Origin of the sequence: Kitasatospora sp. NPDC088861 (genome assembly GCF_044750105.1) — a bacterium.
Classification (GTDB): domain Bacteria; phylum Actinomycetota; class Actinomycetes; order Streptomycetales; family Streptomycetaceae; genus Kitasatospora.
This window is the reverse complement of sequence record NZ_JBIVJF010000013.1, coordinates 200,177-222,003: the sequence shown is the minus strand read 5'-3', so window position 1 is coordinate 222,003 and position 21,827 is coordinate 200,177. Positions and strand designations below refer to the sequence as shown.

Sequence of the window (21,827 nt, the reverse complement as noted above, 5' to 3'; positions counted from 1 at the left end):
TTCGTGTCTGGCCGGTATCGCCGACTGCTGTCTACGAGAGAAACGTTAGACCCACCCACGAGCAATGTCTACTCCGGCGCACACAGATTTTGCGACGCTCTGGGGTGAGGTAACCTTCCGCTGCGCGGCGGCGGCAACCCCCCGAGCCGCCGCCGCGCGCCCTAAGCAGCGAGCCGCACCGCGCGGGGAGGCAGAAGTCGAAGACCTGGCGCCCGTCGGACCGGAGACGGCCCGGAGGGCGGGACGGGAGGCCCTGGTCGAAACGATCACCAAGGCCGTGCCCGGCGGTGACGGCCGGGCCGTCCGTCGGCTACTGGCCCGCTTCGCGGAACTGGCCGCCATCGCCGACCTGTACGCCCTGCGCGACGCCCCCTCGGAAGTTCATTTCGAGCCCGGTGCATGCCGGAGGGGGCGGCGGTGTCGCCGTCCGCCACGACCTCCCCTCCTCACCGCTGACCGAGCCGGCGCCACGACCGCAGCCCGTTCCCTCGCCGACCGGCTCGCCGCCGCCTACCGCCTCGACCGGCTCGCCGCCGCCTACCGCCTCGACCGGGTCGTTTACCGCAACGGCGCCCGCATGCCCGTCCGGGCCTGGGCCGAAGCCGCCCTCGCCGCCCGCTCCGCCGTCGCCCACAACACCGGCACCCTCAACACCGCCCGCGAGTACGGAATCCACCAGGTCGAGGTCTCTGACGGTCACGACTGCGGATGGAACAGCCACCCCGACCCCGACAAGGCCACCCGCACCCTGCGCACAGTCGAGGAAGCCGCCGACTGGCCCATCTCCCACCCGCGGTGCGCGCGGACGTTCGGGTTGAGCCCCGACGCGTCGGACGCGCCGGGCGAGGACAGTGCTGTCACGGCCCCTTGAACGTCCCCTCCCGTGCTGGCTGGGTGGGAGCCGCGTGGGGTAAGTCGACTGGGTGATTCGGAAGCCAACCTTGCCTGTTCGATGGCCTGTTCACACCTTTCGGTGCAGCGGGGTCCGGGGCGGGCTGGGACGATCGAGCCGCCGTGCGCACCTGCGCCCGGGCCGTCCGTGAAACGAATTGAGGACCCCTCGCCATGAGCATTCACGACACCGCCCACCCGCAACTGGCCGAGCACTACAGCCGGGCCGCCGAGTCCCACCTCGACCTGATCACAGCCCGGCGGGCTATCGACCCCGACCTGATCGCGGGGCAAGCGGTGATCGTCCCCAAGAAGTTCTCCTACTCCGGGTCCGTGCACTCCTTCTCGGTCCTCGGGGGCGGTTTCTCCGGGGACTTCACCGACGAGAAGGGCGTCGAGTACGAGATCACCGGTGCCGGAGGCGGCCTGAGCGTCGGAGGCGGAGACGTCTGGGGCACCCTGTGGACCAACGGCCACCTGTCCGACTACGCGGGCTGGACCACCCGCTTCGAGGCGACCACCACCGCGGCCATGTTCAACATCAACCTGTGGGGCCTGGACGGCGAGTACATCGGTTCGTTTGTCGGTGGCGGAGCGGAGATGGGAGTCGGCGCCATGGGCGGACAGGGGAAGATCGACATCAAGCACTGACAACCACCACCTCTGGCCGCGCTGCCATCGTGCAGCGGCAGTGCAGGGTGGGAGTCCAGAGCTCGGATGCCGGACCGGTGCGATGCTGCTCTTCGGGCCAGGTTGGGCAACTCCGGGACACTGGGAGCGCGCCGTCGGCGCTCCCGCCCCGGTCAAGGCGAAGGCCAAGGCCGCCATCACGTCGAACCTGGGGACCTACGAGGCGACCGTCGGCGACAAGTACCTCACGGACGACATCGTCTACGCGGTCGGCAAGTAGCACGGGCGCGGTCCCCGGATTCCACCGACTTCTGGAGGCCGCCGGGCTGTCAATGCCTCTCGTTCACGCCGAGGAGCGGGCCATCGCCCGGCGGAGCGCGAGAGCGATCGGGCTCTCCGAGGGACGGTCGCCGTCAGTCCGCACAGACCGGCTGCCAGCCAGTTGCCTCCGGTAGGCGTCATCAGGTGGCGGACGGCTCGTTGGTCCAGGTGCTTGACGCCCCGAAGAAGGAGAACCCCATGCCCGAGCCCGAAGAGTACGTCGACGAGCAGCCCGAACTGGTCGTCCACAGGGTCGCAGACCCGCAGGACGACGGCTCCGACCCCATTGCGGATACCGCCGACCAGGCACTCGGAACGCAGGCACGGACGCGCGCCGGCGGCTTGATGGACCAGGGCCAGATGTAGCAGAGGCCCGGGCGGGTGGGGCTGCCTTACGGCAGCCCCACCCGCCCCCAGTGGTGGAGGACTGCGTCGGCGGGCGAATCCACCGCGCGTTGGCGCAGAGCGTCGGGTGCAAATGGCGGCCCGCACGGGCGTGACCGGCAGGTCGGGCTGCGGGTAGCTGTGCCGGATCCGCCTCGCGGGCGGATGCACTGTCGCGAGGCGGATCCGGTCCGGGTGCTGCTTCTGCGGGGTTAGGGGTTCTCGACCTCGACGGCGTAGAGGCCGCGGAGGCGGCCGTCGCCGGCGTCGGACTGGGAGGGGTAGAGGATCTGGACGTCGACGGGCAGCGGGGTGCCGGGGTCGATGGTGTGGGAGCCGTCGTTGGGGGACCCAAGGACGACCGTTCCCTCCAGGCCGTCCTTGATGACCCGGTACCACTGGGTCTGCTGGGGGTTGACGCGGGTGCGCGCGGGGACGTCGAAGGCGATCTCCCAGGCTGTCACGCGGTGTTCGTTGGCGGCCAGGGTGAGGTTGTAGCTGACGAGCCAACCCTTGGCGTCCTCGGGCCAGGTCTGGTCCCACTGTCCGGCGATCTTCTGGCCGACGGTGATCAGCGGCAGTTCGGCGGTGGTGGTGACCTGGCCGGACTGCTGGGCCGCGGTATTGGCGCGGGTGGCGGAGGTGATCCGGCTCGTGGCGGTGAAGTCGCCTTCGTGGTGAGGGTCGACGGTGCCCCTCAAGGTGATCACCGCCTTGCTGCCCTTGGGCAGGCTGAGCGGCTGGTGGAGTTCGCCGTCGGTAGCGGTTCCCGGGCCGCACACCGCGCCGTTCTCCCCGCGGCATGTCACCTCCACGTCGAGCAACTGGACGGGGACGTCGCCGCGCACGACGGCGTCGGGGGCGTCGTTGGGCCCGTGGTTCTGGACGCCGATGGTGTAGGAGATCCGATGGCCGGCCTTGGCGGTCAGCGGGCCGCTCATCTCCAGCGGCATGGCGACGGGCAGGGCGACGGTGAGGTTGCGGATGCGGTGGGCGGCGGTGGCCCCGCCGGTGCCGGCGCCGAACCCGAGCTTGAACGTCGCGGGCATCTGTACCTGGCCCGGGCCGGCGGCCAGGTCGAGATTGTCGATCAGCACCGCGCCGTTGGGGTCCGAGGTGCTGGAGCGCCGCACCGTCAGGCGCCCGCCGATGACGGTCACCTGCAGATGGGCCCCCACCCCCCAGCCGCCCCGGAACCCACCCGGCACCTCGACACCGGCCAGCCAGGCGAAGCCCGTGAGCAGGTCCCCGGAGCCGCGCACACCCACAGTGTCGGGGCTGCGGCCGGGACCGCCGGGGCCGCATGAGGGGGCGGCGAAGTTCCCGAAGTTGTCGAAGCCGACGCCCACATAGCCGGCAGTGACGCCGGGAAGGTTGACCGAGCCGTCCTTGATGTAGGAGTAGCCCAGCGCCCCGCCGCGGGCCCCGGGCTGCGTGGTACGGCTCCCGTCGATCAGGTAGAGGCTGAACCCGTCCCCGAGACCCTGGGCCCCGCCGCCCTCACAGGAGTAGTCGAAGTCGATGCTCACCCCGAGCGAGGAGGAGAACGGTTGGTCCAGGAACGCCGTACCCGCCTTCGAGGGGGTGTTCGGCGTCAGCTCCAGGGCGCCCTCGTTCAGCCGCGCGCTACCCAGCAACTGCCAGTGCTCATTCTCCGGGGCTGTGCCGGTGAACGACTCGGTGATGGGGAACTGCACCTGCTGCTGTGCGGCGTCGGGCGTCTGACCCGTCATGGAAGCTCCTCTTCGCTGGACCGGCACCTTCTCGCGGCCCGCAGTGGACGCGAACCGCAGGGACCGTGACGGCCCCGGCGCTGACCATGCCCAAACCCCCGACATCGTACGCCTGGAGGCCTACACAAAGTGACGATAGATCACCTGTGAGTGTCGCGCGGATGTGCGGGGGCCGGGGGGAGAGATGGGAGCGCCGCGTCTGCGATGCGGCCGTGTGGGAAGTGGGGTGCGGTGGTGTCCGCCGTTGGTGTGCCGGAGGCCGCTGGGCGCGGTGCGACCGGCCTGGCGGCCCTCGGGGTGGGCGGGGCGGTGGTGGTCACGTGCGGGTGATGGTGAAGGGGATGTGCTTGCGGAGGTCCTGGACGAAGACCTTTCCTTCCAGGACTGCGTCACCGACGGCAGCCACCAGCAGCAGGCCGCCGAACTCGACCGGGCGATCGACACCCTGACCCGGGGCTCGCCCTGGCAGCCGCCGTCCTGCGCCGGCCCTGAGCTCAGTCCTGAGCTGCGCCGAGCCACCTGTCGAGCGCCTCGCCGAGCCCGTCCGGGGCCTCACCGCTGTCGCCCGCCCAGGCGACGAAGCCGTCCGGGCGGACCAGCAGGGCGGCCGGCGTGGGCTGTTCGGGGCAGGGGGAAGTCACGATCCGCAGCCGGTCGCGGTGGCCGTCGGCGCGGGCGCGCAGCTCGGGGTCGTCGGTGAGGTCCAGCAGCAGCGCGCGGCCGTCGTGCAGGTGGTCGGCCAGTTTGCTGCCGTCGGCGAGTGCGAGGTCCGGTGCGCTGCGGCCCACCAGCGGGTGTTCGCCGGGCAGGTCGTAGCGCTGCCACACGCCGGAGAGCTGCTTGACGAAGTAGGTCGTCCCGGCCGCGGTGTCGGCCAGCTGGGCGACGACGTTGCGCAGCGCGCCGCTGCCCGGCTCGGGCCGCATCAGCGCGACCTGCGCCCTCGTCCAGTCCAGGACCCAGGCGCCGATCGGGTGCCGCTCGGCGGTGTAGCTGTCCAGCAGGCCCTCCGGCGCCCAGCCCTGCACGGTGGCGGCGAGCTTCCAGCCGAGGTTGATCGCGTCGCCGATGCCGAGGTTGAGCCCCTGGCCGCCGAACGGGGAGTGCACGTGCGCCGCGTCGCCGGCCAGCAGCACCCGGCCCGCGCGGTAGGTGCTCGCCTGGCGGGCGTTGTCCGTGAAGCGGGTCGCGCTGTGCACCTTGGTGATCGTCACGTCCACGCCGCTGACGTTGCGCAGGCTGGCCTGCAACTCCTCGGTGGTGACCGGCGACTGGCGGTCCGCGGGCGGACCGTCGAACTCCACGGTGAGGATCCGGCCCGGCACCGGCCCGTGCACGTACGTCCCGACCGAGGTCCGGTTCCAGCCGGCGCCCAGGGCCTCGGAGCCGGTCATCTCCACTATCGCCTGGTGGCCGGTGATCTCCGGGGCCGTGCCGGGGAAGTCGAACCCGGCGAGCCGGCGCACCGTGCTGCGGCCGCCGTCGCACCCGACCAGCCAGCCGGTTCGGATCGGCGCACCGCCGTCGGTGTGCACGGTCACCCCGTGCTCGTCGGTGTCGAAGCCGGTCAACTCCACGCCCCGGCGCAGCTCGACGCCCAGCTCGGCCGCGCGCTCGCCGAGCACGTGCTCCAGGGCGGCCTGCGGGACGAGGGCGGCCTTGTCTACGGGGCCGCGGTCGGCGAAGTCGGGGTCGTCGGCGGGGTCGAAGCGGTCGAAGCTCAGCATGATTCCGGCGAAGTGCCCGGCGATCCGCTGCGGCGCCCGCGTGGGCACTGCGCTGTCGGCGGGCACCTCGCCGTTGGTGGGCACTTCGCCGTTGGTGGGCGGCCCGTCCGGGCGGCGCTGCCGGGTGAACTGGGCGAACTTCTCCATTGCCTGCGCGTGGATCTCTTCGAGCGCGGGGAGCAGCCCGCGCCGGTAGAAGGCCTCCACGCTGGGCGTGTTGATGGCGCCCGCCTTGACCGTCTGGTCCACCTCGGTGAGTCGTTCGATGACCAGCACCGAGGTTCCGGCGAGCCGGAGCTCGCAGGCCAGCATCAGCCCGACCGGCCCGCCGCCCGCCACCACCACGTCGTAGTCCGTGCCTGCGTCCGTGCCTACGTCGGTGCCTGCGTCTGTGCTCATGTCCGTGTTCATGACTTCACTGTAGTCACTAAAAATCTGTGGTGGGTATAATTTCGGTCATGGATGTAGCCAGGACCCCAGACGCCGGCGACGAACCGCAGTCCCGGAACCTCACGATGCGTCAGCGCAAGAAGGTGCAGACCCGGCAGCGGATCTCCGGCGTGGCCACCACCCTGTTCCTGGCGCGCGGGTTCGACCAGGTCACCGTCGCCGAGGTGGCCGAGGCGGCGGAGGTCTCGACCATGACGGTCTTCAACTACTTCCCGCGCAAGGAGGACCTCTTCCTGGACCGGATCCCGGAGGCTGTCGAGCTGTTCACGAGCGCGGTGCGCGACCGCCCGGCCGCCGAGTCCCCACTCGCCGCGCTGCATCGCCTGATTCTCGAACTCATCGACGAGGGCTACCCGTTGGCGGCTCTGCGGGATCGCTTCACGGCCTTCTGGCAGGTCGTGGTGGACTCCCCGTCGCTGCGGGCGCGGGCCCGCGAGGGCGTCGAGGAGCTGGAGGGTGCGCTGGCCGAGGTGATCGCGCAGACCTCGCCGGACCCGCAGCCCCGGCTGACCGCCGCGCTCGCCGTCGCCGCCTATCGCACCGGCTGCCTCACCTCTGCGGGCCGGATGCTGGCGGGGGAGAGTGCGGCGGCGGTCGACCCCGATCATCGCGCCCTGCTGGACGCGGCCTTCGGTGCGCTCAGGCGGGCGCTGCCGCTGTCGTAGCGCCATCGCGGTCGTAGCGCCGCCGTGGGCGCGAACGCGAACGGCGAACGGCGGGCGGCCGACAGGCCGAAGTGGCCTGCGGTCGCCCGCCGTTCAAAATCCCCGCGACTACTCGACGACGAGCGAGACCGGGATGGCCCCGGGTGGGTTTCGCGGGCGCCTTGGCCGGACCCCCAATAGCCGCTGGCCGGGTCGCCCGTCCTTCGGCCACCTGGGATCGGTGTGGCTGCGATCGGGTCTGCGGTCAGCTCTCGACCATGAAGGAGCGCGGGTGCGAGTTGAACCTGACCGAACGGCCGGCCGACACGCTGAACAGCGACCCGCCGGTGCAGTCCTCGCCCCAGTAGAAGCGGACCGTGCTGTCCGTCGCGTTGTTCACGCCTGACAGGGGCCCCTGTGCCTCCCTCGGTACGTCGTAGCAACCGGGGGCCGGGTCGAGGTACGGCACGCCCGGGCCGCTGCCCGACCCGCCGGGGAAGATCACGTTGTAGAACGTCAGGGTGCCCGTGGCGGCCTGGGCGGACGTGGGGACGGCCACGGCCAGCGTCCCTGCGGCGATGAGGGTACCGATCGTCGTGACGAGGCGTCGCATGATGGGACCTCCGGTACGCCGGGTCGCCAGGTGCGACCCGTGATCGCAACCAACGGTAAGGCTGCGTACGCGAATCGTCACCGGCGTGAAGGGGCGCGAACGGCGCGCGAGGGCCGTGCCCCTGCCAGGTGAAAGCCCGACGGGGGCGCCGTCCCGTCGGGCCTCCGTGGTGCCGATGACCTGCGGGTGCTCCGAGTCGGGCACTGCGCTTGAACCCTTCCCGTCGCCGCCGTGGCGCCCGCCCGTCCGCGGCCGGAACGGGAAGGGCCCCTGGGGCGGGAGTGGGGCTCCCGGCCCGGGGGCCCGTGGTGCGTCCGGCTGGTCAGGACGCTGTGGCAGCGCCGATCAGTGGTCGGTGGCAGGCCACCGCGCGGCCTGGTGCCACCTCCCGCAGCTGCGGTTCCTCGGTGGCGCAGCGAGTGTCGGCCAGGGGGCAGCGGGTGCGGAAGCGGCAGCCGCTGGGCGGGGCGAGGGGGGAGGGCGGGTCGGTGGGGAGGAGGCCGGTGTCGCGCAGCGGGCGGCCGGGTTCGGGGACGGCGGCGAGCAGGGCGGCGGTGTAGGGGTGGGCCGGGGCGGCGAGGACGGCCTCGGTGGGGCCGCGTTCGCAGATGCGGCCGAGTTGGAGCACAGCCACCTCGTCGCTCACCGCGCGGACCACGCCGAGGTCGTGGGAGATGAAGAGGCCGGCCAGTCCGCGTTCCTCGGTGAGCCCGCGCAGCAGGTTGAGCACGGTGGCCTGGGCCGAGACGTCGAGGGCGGAGACCGCCTCGTCGGCGATCAGGACGCGCGGTCCGGCGGCCAGGGCCCGGGCGATGGCGACCCGTTGGGCCTGCCCGCCGGAGAGCTGGTGGGGGCGGCGGTCGCCGAACAGGGCGGGCGGGAGGCCGACGGCCGACAGCTGCTCGGTGACGACCTGCTCGCGGTCGCGGGCCGGGTCGGGGTGGGCGTCGAGGGGTTCGGCGACCAGGTCGCGGACCCGGCGGTGCGGGTTGAGGGAGGAGAGCGGGTCCTGGAACACCAGCTGGAGGCGGGGCCGGACGGCCCGCAGGGCGCGCGGGGAGAGGGTGGCGAGGTCGGTGCCGTCGAGGGTGACGGTGCCGGTGGTGGGTGGGGGCAGCCGCAGCAGGGCCTTGGCGATGCTGCTCTTGCCGGAGCCGGACTCGCCGACCAGGGCGAGGGTGCGGCGCGGGTGGAGGGCCAGGTCGACGCCGCTGACGGCGTGCAGCGGGCCGGAGCGGGTGCGGTGGACGACGCTGAGGTCGGTGGCCTCCAGGACGGCCGTTCCGGGAGCGGCGGCGCCGGGAGCGACGGCTTCGGGGGCAGCGGCGTCGGGGGCGGTGGTCATGCCGCGGGCTCCAGTTCGTCGGGTGAGGGCGAGGGCGACGGCGACGGCGCGTCAGGCGGCGCGGTGAGCGGGAAGTGGCAGGCGGCGGTGTGGCCGTCCGCCGCGGTGTGGGTGGGCGGTGCGGTCGTGGTGCAGAGGTCCGTCGCCAGTTCGCAGCGCGGGGCGAAGGGGCAGCCGGGGGTGGGCCGGGTGAGGTCGGGCGGCGAGCCGGGGATCGCGGGCAGGGTGCGGCGCAGCGGGCCGGTGACCCGGGGTACGGAGCGCAGCAGGGCCGCGGTGTAGGGGTGCCGGGGGTGGCGGGTGACGGCCTCGGTGGGGCCGGTCTCCACGATCCGGCCGCCGTACATGACGGCGATCCGGCGGGCCCGCCCGTACAGCAGGCCGATGTCGTGGGTGATCAGCAGGGTGGCGAGGCCGCGGCTGCGCCGGTGCTGGTCGAGCAGGTCCAGGACGGTGCGCTGGACGGTGACGTCGAGGGCGGTGGTGGGTTCGTCGGCGAGCAGCAGGGCGGGTTCGCCGGCCAGGGCGGCGGCGATGCCGACGCGCTGGCGCAGGCCGCCGGAGAGCTCGTGCGGGTGGGCGCGGGCCCGCCGGGCGGGGTCGGGGACGTCGACGGCGGCGAGCAACTCGGTGGCGGTGCGCAGCCGTTCGCGCCGGGAGAGCCGGCGCCGGTTGGTGAGGGACTCGGTGACCTGGTCGGCGATCCGGACCACCGGGTTGAGCGAGGTCATCGGGTCCTGGTGGACCATGGCGATGCCGGTGCCGAGCAGTTCGGCGCGGCGGGTGCGGGAGGCGGTGAGCAGGTCCTCGCCGTTCAGCCGGATCTCGCCGGTGGCGACGGCCCTGGTGGTGCGCGACTCGACGCCGAGGACGGCGCGGGCGAGCACGGACTTGCCGGAGCCGGACTCGCCGACCACGCCGAGGCACTCGCCGGCCGCGATGGTGAGGCTGACGCCGTGCAGGACGTGCAGGGCACGGCCGTCGGGGGTGTGCAGGACGGTGTCCAGCGAGCGGACGTCGAGCACCGGGACGTCGAGGGCGGGGACGTCCAGGGCGGGTTCGTCGAGGTCGGGGGCGGAGGTCATCCGCGCGCTCCCTTCGGGCCGGCGGGACCACCCGAACGCAGGTGCTCCCCGAGGTAGTTGAGGGCGAGGACGGTCAGGCAGAGCACGGCCGCGGGCGCCAGCGAGATCCACGGCGCGCTGCCGAGGGCCGTGCGCCCCTCGGCGATGATGCCGCCCCAGGAGGGCTCCGGCGGGCGCAGCCCGAAGCCGAGGAAGCTGAGCGAGCCCTCGGCGACGATGGCGACGGTGGTGGCGGTGAAGGCGAAGGTGAGGGCGGCCGGCGCGACGTGCGGGACGATCTCGCGGCGCAGGACGCGCAGCGGGGCGGTGCCGAGCATGCGGGCGGCCTGGACGAAGCCGCGTTCGCTGAGCGAGAGCACGACGGCGCGCACCACCCGGGTGAAGTGCGGGACGGTGAACAGCCCGATCAGCGTGCCGATCACGGTGAGGCTGGGGCCGCGCAGCGAGACCGCGATCATCACCAGGATCAGGCTGGGCACGGACATCAGCAGGTCGGTCGCGAAGCCGATCGCCTTGTCGAGCGGGCCGCGGAACCAGCCGGCGGCGAGGCCGAGCGTTCCGCCGCCGAGTAGGCCGACCAGGATGGTGAGGGCGGCGACGGTGAAGGAGGCGCGGGCGCCGGCGACGGTGCGTTGCAGGACGTCCCGTCCGGCGCTGTCGGTGCCCAGCCAGTGGCCGGGGCCGGGGGCGGCGGCGGGGTGGGCGAAGTCGCCGTGCAGCGGGTCGAAGCCGGGCAGCAGGGGCAGCAGCAGGGCGGCGAGGGCGACGACGGCCAGCCAGGCCCCGGCGGCGAGCACGCCGGCGGGGGGCCGGCGGCGGGCGGTGCGCGCCGCGACCGTCTCGACGGTCACGACTGGGGTCTCAGCGGTGCTCATGGGCGATCCTCGGGTCGATCGTGCGGTACAGCAGGTCGACCGCGAAGGTGGCCGCGACCACGCCGACGGCGCTGACCACCACCACGGCCTGGACGACGGGGAAGTCCCGGCCGGAGATGGCCCCGGCGGCCAGGCTGCCGACGCCGGGCACCGCGAACAGCGACTCGACCAGCACCGAGCCGCCCAGCGAGGTGCCGATGCCGATGCCGACCAGGGTGACCAGCGGCAGGCTGGACGGTCGCAGGGCGCGGCGCAGCAGCAGCCGGGTGGTGCCCATGCCGCGGCTGCGGGCGGCGGCGATGTACGGCTGGTCGAGGGTGTCGAGCAGTTGTCCGCGCAGGGTGCGGGTGAACACGGCGGCCTCGGTGAGGCCGAGGGTGAGGGCGGGCAGCACCAGGTGGCGCAGGTTCTCGGCCGGGTCCTCGGTGAACGGGGTCCAGCCGGTGGCGGGCAGGATGCGCAGTTGGACGGCGGCGAGCCAGATGAGCAGCAGGCCGAGGGCGAAGCCGGGGACGGCGAGCCAGCCGAAGGTGCCGGCGGTGGCGATCCGGTCGAAGGTGCCGCCGGGCCGCCAGGCGGAGAGCAGGGCGACGGGCACGGCCAGGGCGAGCGCCACCAGCTGGGCGGCGAGGAAGAGTTCGAGGGTGACGGGGATGCGGTCGGCGAGTTCGGTGGTGACGGCGGCTCCGGTGGACAGCGAGTGGCCGAGGTCGCCGTGCAGGGCGTCGGCGATCCACTGCCAGGTGGCGGCGAACAGATTGCGGTCCAGGCCGAGCCCGGCCTCGTAGGCGGAGATCTGCTCGGGGGTGGCGGTGGGGCCGAGGGCGGCGACGGCGGGGGAGCCCGGCATCAGGTGGGGCAGGTACAGGGCGGCGACGGTGACCAGCAGCAGTACGGCCGCGGCGCGGCCGAGCCGCCCGCCGTGGCGCAGCGCGGTGCGGGTGCGGGGGGTCACCGCTTCACCCACAGGGGGGCGGGGGAGACGTTGAGGACGGTGCGCTTGGACAGGTCGGGCAGTCCGCCGACCTTGGCGCCGGCGAGGAAGCCGACGGTGTTCTCGGTGAGGAAGGCCATCGGCACCTCGCCGACGACCCGCCGGGCGGCCTGCTGGTAGGCGGCCGCACGCTTGGCGGGGTCGGTCGAGGCGCGGCCCTCGGCGATCGCCTTCGAGGTCTCCGGGTCGGACCAACTCATGAAGTTGTAGGGCGAGTTGGACAGGTAGAGATTGGTGAGCGCGGTGTCGGTGTCGCCGAACATGCTGGTGGGGAAGTCGATCACCTGGAACTTGCGCTGGAGCATCGCGGTGCCCAGGCCCGCGGCGTCGAGAGGCTTGATGGTCACCTTGATCCCGGCCTCACCGAGCATCTGCTGGATCACGGTGGCGCGCTGCTGGCCCTCGGGGCGGCTGTCGACGAGGTAGTCGAAGGCGAGGTCGGGGTGGCCGGACTCGGCGAGCAGGTCCCGGGCCTTGGCCGGGTCGTGGGCCGGGTACCCGGCGGCGGTGCGGTACGGGGAGCGGGAGCCGATCGGGCCGTCCGAGACCTTGCCCTGGTCGAGGGAGACGACCTTCTCCAGGGCCTCGCGGTCGATCGCGTACTGCACGGCCCGGCGGACCCGCACGTCGTCGAAGGGCGTCGACGCGGTGTTGAAGACCATGGTGGTGGTGCCGCCGGGCCCGGTGGCGCTGCGCAGCCCGTCGGCGGCGGCCTGCTTGAGCTGGCCGGGCGTCTCGGTCCAGATCAGGTCGGTGTCGCCGGAGCGCAGCGACTGGTAGCGGCTGTCGGTGTCGGTGAGCACCCGGTAGACGAGCTTGTCGGCGTGGCCCTTGGCGCCCCAGTACGCGGGGTTGCGGGTGAGGGTGACGGAGACTCCGGGTTGCACGCTCTCCACGGTGTACGGGCCGGAGCCGACGGCGGGGGAGTCGCCGGCCGGGGCCTCGGAGACGTAGCCGAGGGAGCGGGTGAATATGTTCGGGAAGGCGGCGTCGGGCGCCTTGAGGGTGAAGGTGAGGGTGGTCGGGCCGGAGACGGTGGTGGCGCCGATGGTGGCTGCGTCGATGGCGCAGGCGCACTTGCTCTCCGGCTTGGCGAGCCGGGTGACGTGGTCGGCGACGGCCTGGGCGTCCAGCGGCTTGCCGTCGCCGAACTTCACGCCCTCGTGCAGGTCGAGGGTCCAGACCGTGGCGTCCGCGTTGGGGGTGAAGGACTTGGCGAGGTAGGGCTGGACGGCGCCGTTGTCGCCGTTGACCATCAGCGGGTCGTACAGGGCGTTGGCGAGGACCATCATCGGCATCGAGGTCAGGGTGCCGTCGGCCGGGTCGAGCTTGGCGAACGGCCGGTCCAGGCCGATCTTGAGCGTGCCGCCGTCCACGGCAGGCCCGTCGTTCGCCGCGCCGGTGTTCCCGGCGCCGGAGCCGGAGACCGCGTCGTCGGAGGCGGAGCAGGCGGTGAGGGTGAGCGCGGCCGTGCAGGCCGCCGCTACCAGGAGGTGGGTGTGCCGCTTCATGGTTCCTCGGTTCGGGGGAGTGGGGGCGGCCTGGGGGAGTGCGACCGCCGACGCCCCACACCATTCCGGAAGTGGCAGTACTGCCAAAAGGCAGTTGTGCAAATTTCAGATGACGGAACCCGGAAGAGTCGGCGCTCGCCTTGAGCGAGCACGGTCGGACGTGATTCGGTACTGACAGCCGCCCCCTCGGCGGCCCCATCCACACTCAACTCACCGAGAGGAAACGGAAGAACCATGCAGGGGACGGACACCGCGGCGGAGCAGGGCATGCGCGACCGCAAGAAGGCGCGCACCCGCGACACCATCCGCACCGCGGCGCTCGACCTCTTCGAGGAGCAGGGGTTCGAGCGCACCACCGTGGACCAGATCTGCCGCCGCGCCGACATCGCCCACCGCACGTTCTTCCGCTACTACCCGGCCAAGGAGGCTCTGCTGTTCGGCTGGGACTTCGGCCAGGCCATCCTCGACGCCTTCGCCGCCGCCCCCGCCGAACTCCCGCTCTGGGCCGCGCTCGACCACGCGCTGACCGCCACCGGCGGCCGGCTGGAAGAGCCCGTCGAGCACACCGAGCGCCGCCGCCGGCTGCGCCGGAGCCTGATCGAGGTGCAGGGTTCCGTGCACAACTACGCCGTGGTCGTGATCGACAGCTTCACCGAACGCACCGTCACCATCGCGGCCGAGCGGCTCGGCGTGGACCCGGCCACCGACCTGCGTCCGACCGCGCTCGGCGCGCAGTTCGGCGGCATGGTGCGCCACCACGTCCTGATCGCGTCCGAGACCGGCACGGTGGCCGACTGGCACAAGGCCTACCGGGACGTGCTCGACACCACCGGCTGACCCGAGCCGACACCCCGTCACCCCTACACCCCTACACCCCGTCACCACTGGGCGTGCCGCCGGCCGTCCGGACGGCACCGCGCGCCCTCTCGCCGCCGGCCCTGCCCTTTCTCTCCCCCTTCGCGCGGCCCGCCGCGCACCTTCACCACCTGCTTCGCACTTCCTGAAAGGCCCCCCGCATGTCCCTGGTCAACTTCCGCGACCCCGCAGCGCTCGCCGACCCCGCGAGCCGGTGGATCCGCCCCGGCACCCTGTTCCGCTCCGCCCAGCCCTTCCCCGCCGCCGACGAGGCCGTCGTCGCCCAGCTGCGCGAGCACGGCATCACCACCATCGTCGACCTCCGGGGCGAGTCCGAGAGCCGCCCCGAGGACTGGGCCGCCGCCGAGGCCGCCGGCATCGCCGTCGTCCTCGCCCGGATCGAGCCGACCAACGACGAACTGGCGCAGGCCATGCGGGCCATGACCACCGCCGAGGACCTCGGCGCCTTCTACCTGCTGATGGCCGAGTCCGCGCCGCAGGGGCTGGCCGCCGCCGCCGAGGCCACCGTCCGCCCGGGCGGCGTGCTGGTGCACTGCGCGGCCGGCAAGGACCGCACCGGGCTGCTCACCGCGCTGCTGCTGGAGCTGCTCGGGGTGCCCGCCGAGGAGATCGTCGCCGACTACGCCCGCACCAACGAGGCGATCGAGCAGATCTGGGCCGGCCTCGCCGACCGCAACCGCGCCGCCCTCAACGAGGTCGAGGCCGGCCGGCTGGTCGTCCCCGCCCCGCTGCTGGAGGCGCCCGCCGGGGCGATGAGCACCTTCCTCGACCTGGTCCGCGCCAAGCACGGCGGCGCCGAGGGCTTCCTGACCGCCTGCGGGGTCACCGCCGAGACCCTGGACGGCTTCCGCGCCAAGGCCGCCGCCCGCGCCGCCGCCAGCACCGAGGCCGGTACCGCCGCCAGCACCGAGGCCGGTACCGCCGCCAGCACCGAGGCCCGTACCGCCGCGTCGAACACCGCCGAGGTGACGGCATGCTGACCCTGCTGCGGCACACCGACGGCACGCCCTTCCGCGACCTCAACCACAACGGCACCATGGAGCCCTACGAGGACCCGCGGCTGCCCGTCGAGGAGCGGGTCGAGGACCTCCTCACCCGGATGACCTTGCAGGAGAAGGCCGCGCTGATGCTGCACGGCCGGATGCTCCCCGGCGACCAGGGCCCGTTCCCCTCCGGCGCCCGCCTGATCACCGAGCGCGGCCTCACCCACTTTGCCATGATGGCCGTCCCCGACCCGCGCGCGATGGCCGAGTGGAACAACCACGTCCAGGACCTCGCCGCGGTCGGCCGGCTGGGCATCCCCGTCACCCTCTCCTCCGACCCCCGGCACGGCTTCACCGCCAACCCGGCCACCGCCCACACCGGTGGCGGCTTCAGCACCGGCCCCGAGCCGATCGGACTCGCCGCCACCGACGACCCCGACCTGGTGCGGCGCTACGCCGACCTGATCCGCCGCGAGCTGTGCGCCGTCGGCATCCGGGTCGCCATCCACCCGATGGCCGACCTCGCTACCGAGCCCCGCTGGGCCCGGATCAGCGGCACCTTCGGGGAGGACCCGGAGCGCGCCTCGCGGATGATCACCGCCTACATCGAGGGTCTCCAGGGCGGGCCGATCGGCCCGGACAGCGTCGCCTGCATGACCAAGCACTTCCCCGGCGGCGGCCCGCAGGCCGCCGGCGAGGACTCCCACTTCGCCGCCGGCCGCCGACTGGTCTACCCCGGCGGCGAGTTCGAGACTCACCTGCGCCCCTTCGAGGCCGCCTTCGCCGCGGGCACCGCGCAGATCATGCCCGCCTACGCGATCCCCTCCGGCAGCGGCCTCGCCGAGGTCGGCGCCAACTTCAACCGGGACGTCATCACCGGCCTGCTGCGCGGGCGCTACGGCTTCGACGGCGTGGTCTGCACCGACTTCAACGCCATCACCGGCATGGACGTCCCCGGAGTGGTCACGCTGCCCCCGCGGCACTGGGGCGTCGAGGAGCTGTCCGTCGCCGAGCAGGTCGTGCTCACCCTGGACGCGGGCGCCGACCAGCTCGGCGGCGAGACGGACCCGGAGCTGATCCTGGCCGCCGTCCGTTCCGGCGCCGTCACCGAGGCCCGGCTCGACGAGTCGGTCCGCCGCATCCTGCGCGACAAGTTCCGCCTCGGCCTCTTCGCCGACCCGTACGTCGACCCGGAGGCCGCCGCCGACCTGGTCGGCGCCCCGGAGGGCCGGGCGCTCGGCCGCGAGGTCCAGCGCCGCTCGGTGGTCCACCTGGCCGGCGAGCCGCGCACCGCCACCCGGCTGTACGTCGAGGGCATCGACCCCGCCGTCGCCGCCGGGTACGGCACCCTCGTCGAGGAGCCGGAGCGGGCCGAGCTGGCCGTGATCCGCCTCGCCACCCCGTACGAGCGGCGCGAAGGGCTGCTGGAGCAGCACTTCCACAGCGGCTCGCTGGAGTTCGAGTCGGCCGAGGTCGACCGCCTCACCGCGCTGGCCGCCACCGTGCCCACGGTGTTCGCCGCCCAGCTGGAGCGGCCCGCCGTGCTCACCCCGCTCGCCCCGCACGCGGCGCTGCTGATCGGCGAGTTCGGCGCCGCGGACGAGGTCGTGCTGGACGCCGCGCTCGGCCGGGCCCCGATGACCGCGACGCTCCCGTTCGACCTCCCCCGCTCGGACGCCGCCGTCGCCGCCTCCCACGAGGACGTGCCCTTCGACACCCGCGCCCCGCTCTTCCGGCACGGGCATCGGGCCACCGGGGAGAACCGGGCCGCCGGGAAGGGCTGAGGCACCCGGGGCCGGGGCCTGCCACGGACCAGCGGACCGGTGGCAGGCCCCGGCGCGGGTGGAGCCGAGCCGCTGATCAGACCGGATGAATTACCGGCGCTCTCGCACCTCCACCGGTGTGTGCGGCCGACCGATCGGGTACCGGTGCATTCCGTCCGCCTCCCCCATCCGGCCCGCGCGGCCCAGACCTGGAGGTCCGCATGTCCACCGACTCCAGCGCACGGAACTGCCCGTTCGACTTCGCCGAGACCCTAGAGTTCGACCCGACGCTCCGGCAGCTCATGAACGACGCACCGGTCAGCCGCATCCGCCTCCCCTACGGCGAGGGGGAGGCCTGGCTCGTCACGGGGTACGACGACGTGCGCACGGTCACCACCGACCGGCGGTTCAGCCGCCACGCCATCGTCGGCCGGGACTTCCCGCGCATGACCCCCGAGCCGATCGTCCAGGCCGAGGCGATCAACGTCATGGACCCTCCCGCCAGCGCCCGCCTGCGCAGCCTGGTGTCCAAGGGCTTCACCCCCGACCACATCGAGCGGATGAGGGACCGCACCCAGCACGTGGTGAACGGGCTGCTGGACCGCATGCGGGACCAGGGGCCCCCGGCCGACCTCATGGAGCACCTGGCCCACCCGCTCCCGCTGATCACGATCTGCGAGGTCCTGGAGATCCCCGAGGCCGACAGCGCCCGGCTGCGCGCCAACGCCCGGACGATGATGGACGTGAGCCTGGCCAACAAGCCGAACGCGGTACGGGCCAAGGCCGACCTGCGGGCGTACTTCGCCGAGCTGACCGCCGAACGGCGCAGGAACCCCGGCGACGACCTGATCAGCGTGCTGGCCACGGCCCGCGACGGCGACGAGGTCCTCGACGAGAAGGAACTCACCGTGATGGCCATGGTCCTGCTGATCACGGGCCAGGACACCACGACGTACGAGCTCGGCAACCTCTCGTACACCATCCTCAGCCGCCCCGACGTGCTCGCCGCACTGCGCGAGCGGCCCGAGACGCTCTCCCGGACGCTCCAGGAGCTGCTGCGCTTCATCCCCTTCCGCAAGGGCGTCGGCATCCCCCGGGTGGCCCTTGAGGACGTGGAGCTGAGCGGGGTGACGATCCCGGCGGGGGACATCGTGCACGTCTCCTACCTGACGGCCAACCGGGACGGCCGCCGGTTCGACCGGCCCGACGAGCTGGACCTGGAGCGGACCAGCCCCTCCCACATGACCTTCGGCTGGGGCGCGCACCACTGCCTCGGCGCGCCGCTGGCCATCACCGAACTCGAAGTCGCCCTCGGGACCCTGCTGGAGCGCTTCCCCAGGATCGCGCTGGCGAAGCCGGCCGCGGAGCTGGCGTGGAACACCACGTCCATCTGGCGCTATCCGCTGGCGCTGCCGGTCACCTGGTGACGGTGCCCCCACGCTCCGGCGCCCGCCCGCCGCCACCCGCCGCCGGCAACACCGCGCACGTCGGCCCGCACACCCCGGGGTGTGCGGGCCGACATGCGGGACGGGCCCGCCTTCCGTAAATTGGGCTAGGTGGCCTGAACCAACTTGCGACCAGCACGACCGCCCGTACCGCGATCATCCGATCCTCGCCCGGTCGGCTCGTCGGCCACTGAGTTGGGTCCCGCCCGGTGCGTCCCGCCGCCCGCGCCCTCCGCGCGTCCGGCTCGCAGCGGCTGCCGTCGAGTGGTGAAATCCCGCCCCGCCAGGGTCGCACCGGGAACACCGCTCGTCTGGAGGAAGTGCCGTGGCAGTTCTGTGCAAACCGGCGATAGACGTACCCGAGCACGTCATCACCAACGAGGAGACCATCGAGCTGGCGCGCAGGCTCCACCCCGACCACCCACAGCTCGAACTGGCGCTGCGTCTCATCAAGAACACCGGAGTGCGCAAGCGGCACCTGATCCAACCCATCGAGGTGGTGCTGAAGCACCCGGGGTGGGACGAACGGAGCGCCGTCTTCGCGACGGAGTCGAAGGCCCGCGTCCCGGCGGTGGTGCTCAGGGCCCTCGAACAGGCCCAAGTGGAGCCGTCCCAGATCGACTTGATCGTCTATGTGTCGTGCACCGGTTTCATGATGCCGTCGCTCACGGCGTGGCTGATCAACAGGCTGGGCTTCCGGCCGGAGACCCGGCAGCTGCCGATCGCCCAACTGGGGTGTGCGGCCGGCGGCGCGGCGGTGAACCGGGCCCATGACTTCTGTTCGGCCTACCCGGGCGCCAACGTGCTGATCGTGGCCTGCGAGTTCTGCTCGCTGTGCTACCAGCCCACGGACCTGGGCGTGGGCTCGCTGCTGTCCAACGGCCTGTTCGGCGACGGGATCGCCGCCGCCGTGGTCCGGGGCGAGGGCGGGACCGGAATGCGGCTGGAACGCAACGGCTCGTACCTCATCCCGGACACCGAGGAGTGGATCTCCTACGCGGTCCGCCCCACCGGATTCCACTTCCAGCTGGACAAGAGGGTGCCGGGGACGATGGAGCCGCTCAGCCCGGCCCTGCGCGCGGTGGCGGAGCAGCACCAGTGGGACGTGGGCACGCTGGACTTCTACATCGTCCACGCCGGTGGCCCACGGATCCTGGACGACCTCAGCCGCTTCCTGGAGGTGCCGCCCGAGGCGTTCCGCTTCAGCCGGGCCACCCTCACCCAGTACGGCAACATCGCCAGTGCGGTCGTGCTCGACGCCCTGGCCCGGATGTTCGACGAGAAGTCGGCCCTCGACGGCCACCAGGGGCTGCTGGCCGGGTTCGGCCCGGGGATCACCGCCGAGATGTCCCTGGGCACCTGGGCGTCGCCCGAATCCTGAACGGTGGCCGTGGCCGGTCGGCCCGACGCCAGTGCCGGCCGGCCGCTCCGGTGCCCACCAGGTGCCCGGCCCCCGCGTCAGTCGTTCCGGGCCCGACGCCAGTGCCGACCGGGGCCCGGGCAGGTGCGGTCGCGCTGCGGAGCGCGCGAAGCTCGCCGATACTGAGCCAACGGGCAGTGACGGAACGTCGCGTCGGCGCTACGGTCCGACACGCCCGGCCCGCGCCGTCGTGCGCGCGGCGGCCACCGAGCAGGGCCGCCGGAAACCACGACCGGCGACCACTGGCCCGGCGGCGCACCGACCGTCCGGCCCTGGACGGAAAGACCGGGAATGCTGAACCGACGAGACCTTTTGAAAGCCGCCGCGATAGGCGGTCCGGCGGTCCTCTTCCCCTGGGACCGCGCACCGGGCGGGGCCCGGGTCTCGTCCCTGGCGTTGTCGGCCGCGCAGGCCGCCCCGGCCCCGCAAGCCGCGCCGCCCAGGTCGGAGGCCAAGCGGTCGGCCGCCCGGATCACCCCCTTCGAGCACGCCATGCCGGTACCCCCCGTGCTGAGCCCGGTGTCGCGGACGGACTCCTCGGACCTGTACCGGCTACGGATGGCCGACACCCAGGCGGAGATCGTCAAGGGGCTGCTGACCACCGTCCGGACCTTCGGCGGCTGCTTCCCCGGCCCGACCATCCGGGCGGTCAGAGGGCGGGAGGTGGTGGTCCAGCAGACCAACGACCTGCGCGTGCACACCTCCGTCCACCTGCACGGCGGCCATGTGCACTCGCGCTACGACGGCCTGCCGATGGACCTCGTCAAGCCCGGCGAGACCCGCGAGTACCGCTACCCCAACGAGCAGGTGGCCGCCTCGCTCTGGTACCACGACCACGCGCACGAGCTGGAGGCCGAGAACGTCTACCGCGGCCTGGCCGGCGCCTACCTGCTCAGCGACCCGCACGAGAGCGGCCTGCCGCTGCCGAACGGCGAGTTCGACATCCCGCTGCTGATCCGGGACGCCCGGATCGAGACCGACGGCAGGCTGGTCTACACCGACCCGTACGCGTGCCCGCACATGCTGGTCAACGGCAAGGAGCGGCCCTACTTCCAGGTGGCCGCGCGCAAGTACCGGCTGCGGGTCTTCAACGTCTCGCCCAACCGCCATGTGTCGCTGCGTCTCGCCGACGGCCAGCCGTTCACCCAGATCGCCTCGGACGGCGGACTGCTCGCCGCGCCGGTGACGGTGCACGAGCTGACCCTGACCGGCGCGGAGCGCGCCGAGATCGTGGTCGACTTCGCCCGCTACCCGGTCGGCGGATCGGTGGTGCTGGAGAACACGGCCGCGCTGGAGAGCGAGCGGACCGAGGTGCTGCGCTTCGACATCACTCGGACGGCCGAGGACCGGAGCCGGATCCCGGACGTCCTGGCCACCCTGCCGCCGATCCCGAAGGCGACGGTGCACCGGGAGTTCGCGCTGACGACCTTCCCGGACGCCAGGATCAACGGGCGCAAGTACGACCCGAAGCGCACCGACGTGCGGACCACCGTCGGCAGCAGCGAGATCTGGACGATCCGCAACCACCTCACCCGCCAGCCGGCCGGGGTCTTCCACGCCCCCCACTCCTTCCACACCCACCTGGTGCAGTTCCGCGTGCTGGACCGTGACGGGGTGCCGGTCGGACCGGCCGAGGCCGGGCTGAAGGACACCGTCACGGTCCACCCGGGGGAGAGCGTCCGGATCGCCATGACCTGGGGCCAGTACCCGGGCGAGTACGTCTACCACTGCCACCACATGGTGCACTCCTCGCACGGCCAGATGGGCCGGATCGACGTGCTGCCCGCGGGATCGAAGGACTCCGGGCGGGAGTCGGAGGACGCCTTGGCCGACTCGTCCCGGTCCACCGGAGCGTCGGCGGCCGGAGCATCGGCGGCGGGAGCCGGTCGACGGCGGTGGCGACGGCGCCACGGGCACCACCACGTGGGCCGCCGCCGTCGGCACCGGGGGCTGCGGTGAGTCCGGAACCGAACGGCAGGCCGGTCCGGGCGAGGGGTTGAGCCTGGCCGCGTGCCGATGCTGAACCGGCGGCGTCCCAGAAGTCTGGGATACCGCCGGTCGGCGCCGCCGTCCAGGATCAGTACGGACGATCCCGCCGGCGCGCCCGCGCTGTGTAGGCGGGCGGAGCCAGCTCTGG

The 21,827-nt window shown here is 73.0% G+C and carries 18 protein-coding genes and 1 pseudogene; 11 read left to right on the top strand and 8 right to left on the bottom strand.

The genetic code is table 11. The annotated features are described in order from the left end of the window. The first annotated feature begins 277 nt into the window (after positions 1–277). The 4 genes from ACIP37_RS22820 (at position 278) to ACIP37_RS22805 (ending at position 2,208) form a co-directional block, all read left to right on the top strand. The gene (locus tag ACIP37_RS22820; RefSeq protein WP_400809434.1) at positions 278–871 is read left to right on the top strand and encodes a hypothetical protein; all 594 of its coding nucleotides are present in this window, start codon (positions 278–280) and stop codon (positions 869–871) included. 194 nt (positions 872–1,065) lie between these two features. Continuing rightward, entirely contained in the window at positions 1,066–1,542 is a 477-nt protein-coding gene (locus ACIP37_RS22815) for a hypothetical protein (protein ID WP_363580989.1), read from the top strand. Positions 1,543–1,624: 82 nt separating this feature from the next. After that, on the top strand, positions 1,625–1,801 hold the full coding sequence (locus tag ACIP37_RS22810) for a hypothetical protein (RefSeq protein ID WP_400809432.1): 177 nt from the start codon (positions 1,625–1,627) through the stop codon (positions 1,799–1,801). A 239-nt stretch (positions 1,802–2,040) separates the two neighbouring features. Next, positions 2,041–2,208: a hypothetical protein gene (locus ACIP37_RS22805; RefSeq protein WP_363580993.1), complete on the top strand. Its 168-nt coding sequence runs from the start codon at positions 2,041–2,043 to the stop codon at positions 2,206–2,208. 230 nt (positions 2,209–2,438) lie between these two features. Here ACIP37_RS22805 and ACIP37_RS22800 read toward each other — a convergent pair whose 3' ends face one another. Further along, on the bottom strand, positions 2,439–3,959 hold the full coding sequence (locus tag ACIP37_RS22800; protein ID WP_363580995.1) for a hypothetical protein: 1,521 nt from the start codon (positions 3,957–3,959) through the stop codon (positions 2,439–2,441). A 494-nt stretch (positions 3,960–4,453) separates the two neighbouring features. Next, a complete protein-coding gene (locus ACIP37_RS22795; RefSeq protein ID WP_400809428.1) occupies positions 4,454–6,085 on the bottom strand; it encodes an FAD-dependent oxidoreductase in 1,632 nt (543 codons plus the stop codon). Between the two features lie 59 nt (positions 6,086–6,144). Between ACIP37_RS22795 and ACIP37_RS22790 the strand changes: the two genes are divergently transcribed. Then, positions 6,145–6,801, top strand: a complete 657-nt coding sequence (locus ACIP37_RS22790) for a TetR/AcrR family transcriptional regulator (RefSeq protein WP_400809425.1) — start codon at positions 6,145–6,147, stop codon at positions 6,799–6,801. Between the two features lie 244 nt (positions 6,802–7,045). Here the strand turns inward: ACIP37_RS22790 and ACIP37_RS22785 are convergent, their stop codons facing one another. From ACIP37_RS22785 to ACIP37_RS22760, 6 genes are all read right to left on the bottom strand, one after another. Continuing rightward, entirely contained in the window at positions 7,046–7,393 is a 348-nt protein-coding gene (locus tag ACIP37_RS22785) for a hypothetical protein (RefSeq protein WP_363581001.1), read from the bottom strand. A 322-nt stretch (positions 7,394–7,715) separates the two neighbouring features. After that, positions 7,716–8,738, bottom strand: coding sequence for an ABC transporter ATP-binding protein (locus ACIP37_RS22780; RefSeq protein WP_363581003.1), 1,023 nt, complete (start codon positions 8,736–8,738; stop codon positions 7,716–7,718). Further along, positions 8,735–9,823 carry an ABC transporter ATP-binding protein gene (locus tag ACIP37_RS22775; protein WP_400809422.1) on the bottom strand — a complete coding sequence of 363 codons (1,089 nt, stop codon included), beginning with the start codon at positions 9,821–9,823 and terminating at the stop codon, positions 8,735–8,737. The genes ACIP37_RS22780 and ACIP37_RS22775 overlap by 4 nt, the downstream gene beginning before the upstream one ends. Further along, on the bottom strand, positions 9,820–10,698 hold the full coding sequence (locus ACIP37_RS22770; RefSeq protein ID WP_363581007.1) for an ABC transporter permease: 879 nt from the start codon (positions 10,696–10,698) through the stop codon (positions 9,820–9,822). The genes ACIP37_RS22775 and ACIP37_RS22770 overlap by 4 nt, the downstream gene beginning before the upstream one ends. Beyond that, on the bottom strand, positions 10,685–11,653 hold the full coding sequence (locus ACIP37_RS22765; protein WP_363581009.1) for an ABC transporter permease: 969 nt from the start codon (positions 11,651–11,653) through the stop codon (positions 10,685–10,687). Before ACIP37_RS22765 ends, ACIP37_RS22770 begins: the two co-directional genes overlap by 14 nt. Next, positions 11,650–13,203, bottom strand: coding sequence for an ABC transporter substrate-binding protein (locus ACIP37_RS22760; protein ID WP_363630836.1), 1,554 nt, complete (start codon positions 13,201–13,203; stop codon positions 11,650–11,652). Before ACIP37_RS22760 ends, ACIP37_RS22765 begins: the two co-directional genes overlap by 4 nt. A gap of 234 nt (positions 13,204–13,437) precedes the next feature. Here ACIP37_RS22760 and ACIP37_RS22755 point away from each other — a divergent pair, with 234 nt between their 5' ends. The 6 genes and pseudogenes from ACIP37_RS22755 (at position 13,438) to ACIP37_RS22730 (ending at position 21,649) form a co-directional block, all read left to right on the top strand. Continuing rightward, positions 13,438–14,040 (top strand): TetR family transcriptional regulator, encoded by a 603-nt coding sequence (locus ACIP37_RS22755; protein WP_363581013.1) that lies wholly within the window; start codon positions 13,438–13,440, stop codon positions 14,038–14,040. A 179-nt stretch (positions 14,041–14,219) separates the two neighbouring features. Continuing rightward, complete coding sequence (locus tag ACIP37_RS22750) at positions 14,220–15,059, top strand: tyrosine-protein phosphatase (protein WP_400809419.1); 840 nt, start codon at positions 14,220–14,222, stop codon at positions 15,057–15,059. After that, a complete protein-coding gene (locus tag ACIP37_RS22745) occupies positions 15,053–16,846 on the top strand; it encodes a glycoside hydrolase family 3 protein (protein ID WP_400809417.1) in 1,794 nt (597 codons plus the stop codon). The genes ACIP37_RS22750 and ACIP37_RS22745 overlap by 7 nt, the downstream gene beginning before the upstream one ends. A gap of 200 nt (positions 16,847–17,046) precedes the next feature. Then, positions 17,047–18,252 carry a cytochrome P450 gene (locus tag ACIP37_RS22740; RefSeq protein ID WP_363581019.1) on the top strand — a complete coding sequence of 402 codons (1,206 nt, stop codon included), beginning with the start codon at positions 17,047–17,049 and terminating at the stop codon, positions 18,250–18,252. Between the two features lie 334 nt (positions 18,253–18,586). After that, positions 18,587–19,651, top strand: a pseudogene (locus ACIP37_RS22735) (type III polyketide synthase); the annotation flags it as partial. Positions 19,652–19,981: 330 nt separating this feature from the next. Continuing rightward, positions 19,982–21,649 (top strand): multicopper oxidase family protein, encoded by a 1,668-nt coding sequence (locus tag ACIP37_RS22730; RefSeq protein WP_400809415.1) that lies wholly within the window; start codon positions 19,982–19,984, stop codon positions 21,647–21,649. Positions 21,650–21,827: the final 178 nt, after the last annotated feature.

Excerpts from the sequence above, each read along its gene's own strand:
- ACIP37_RS22755 (WP_363581013.1), top strand. The coding sequence starts at position 13,438 with ATGCAGGGGACGGACACCGCGGCGGAGCAGGGCATGCGCGACCGCAAG.
- ACIP37_RS22815 (WP_363580989.1), top strand. The coding sequence starts at position 1,066 with ATGAGCATTCACGACACCGCCCACCCGCAACTGGCCGAGCACTACAGC.
- ACIP37_RS22805 (WP_363580993.1), top strand. The coding sequence starts at position 2,041 with ATGCCCGAGCCCGAAGAGTACGTCGACGAGCAGCCCGAACTGGTCGTC.
- ACIP37_RS22800 (WP_363580995.1), bottom strand. The coding sequence starts at position 3,959 with ATGACGGGTCAGACGCCCGACGCCGCACAGCAGCAGGTGCAGTTCCCC.
- ACIP37_RS22785 (WP_363581001.1), bottom strand. The coding sequence starts at position 7,393 with ATGCGACGCCTCGTCACGACGATCGGTACCCTCATCGCCGCAGGGACG.
- ACIP37_RS22775 (WP_400809422.1), bottom strand. The coding sequence starts at position 9,823 with ATGACCTCCGCCCCCGACCTCGACGAACCCGCCCTGGACGTCCCCGCC.
- ACIP37_RS22750 (WP_400809419.1), top strand. The coding sequence starts at position 14,220 with ATGTCCCTGGTCAACTTCCGCGACCCCGCAGCGCTCGCCGACCCCGCG.
- ACIP37_RS22810 (WP_400809432.1), top strand. The coding sequence starts at position 1,625 with ATGCTGCTCTTCGGGCCAGGTTGGGCAACTCCGGGACACTGGGAGCGC.
- ACIP37_RS22780 (WP_363581003.1), bottom strand. The coding sequence starts at position 8,738 with ATGACCACCGCCCCCGACGCCGCTGCCCCCGAAGCCGTCGCTCCCGGC.
- ACIP37_RS22760 (WP_363630836.1), bottom strand. The coding sequence starts at position 13,203 with ATGAAGCGGCACACCCACCTCCTGGTAGCGGCGGCCTGCACGGCCGCG.
- ACIP37_RS22770 (WP_363581007.1), bottom strand. The coding sequence starts at position 10,698 with ATGAGCACCGCTGAGACCCCAGTCGTGACCGTCGAGACGGTCGCGGCG.
- ACIP37_RS22795 (WP_400809428.1), bottom strand. The coding sequence starts at position 6,085 with ATGAGCACAGACGCAGGCACCGACGTAGGCACGGACGCAGGCACGGAC.
- ACIP37_RS22745 (WP_400809417.1), top strand. The coding sequence starts at position 15,053 with ATGCTGACCCTGCTGCGGCACACCGACGGCACGCCCTTCCGCGACCTC.
- ACIP37_RS22740 (WP_363581019.1), top strand. The coding sequence starts at position 17,047 with ATGTCCACCGACTCCAGCGCACGGAACTGCCCGTTCGACTTCGCCGAG.
- ACIP37_RS22730 (WP_400809415.1), top strand. The coding sequence starts at position 19,982 with ATGCTGAACCGACGAGACCTTTTGAAAGCCGCCGCGATAGGCGGTCCG.
- ACIP37_RS22790 (WP_400809425.1), top strand. The coding sequence starts at position 6,145 with ATGGATGTAGCCAGGACCCCAGACGCCGGCGACGAACCGCAGTCCCGG.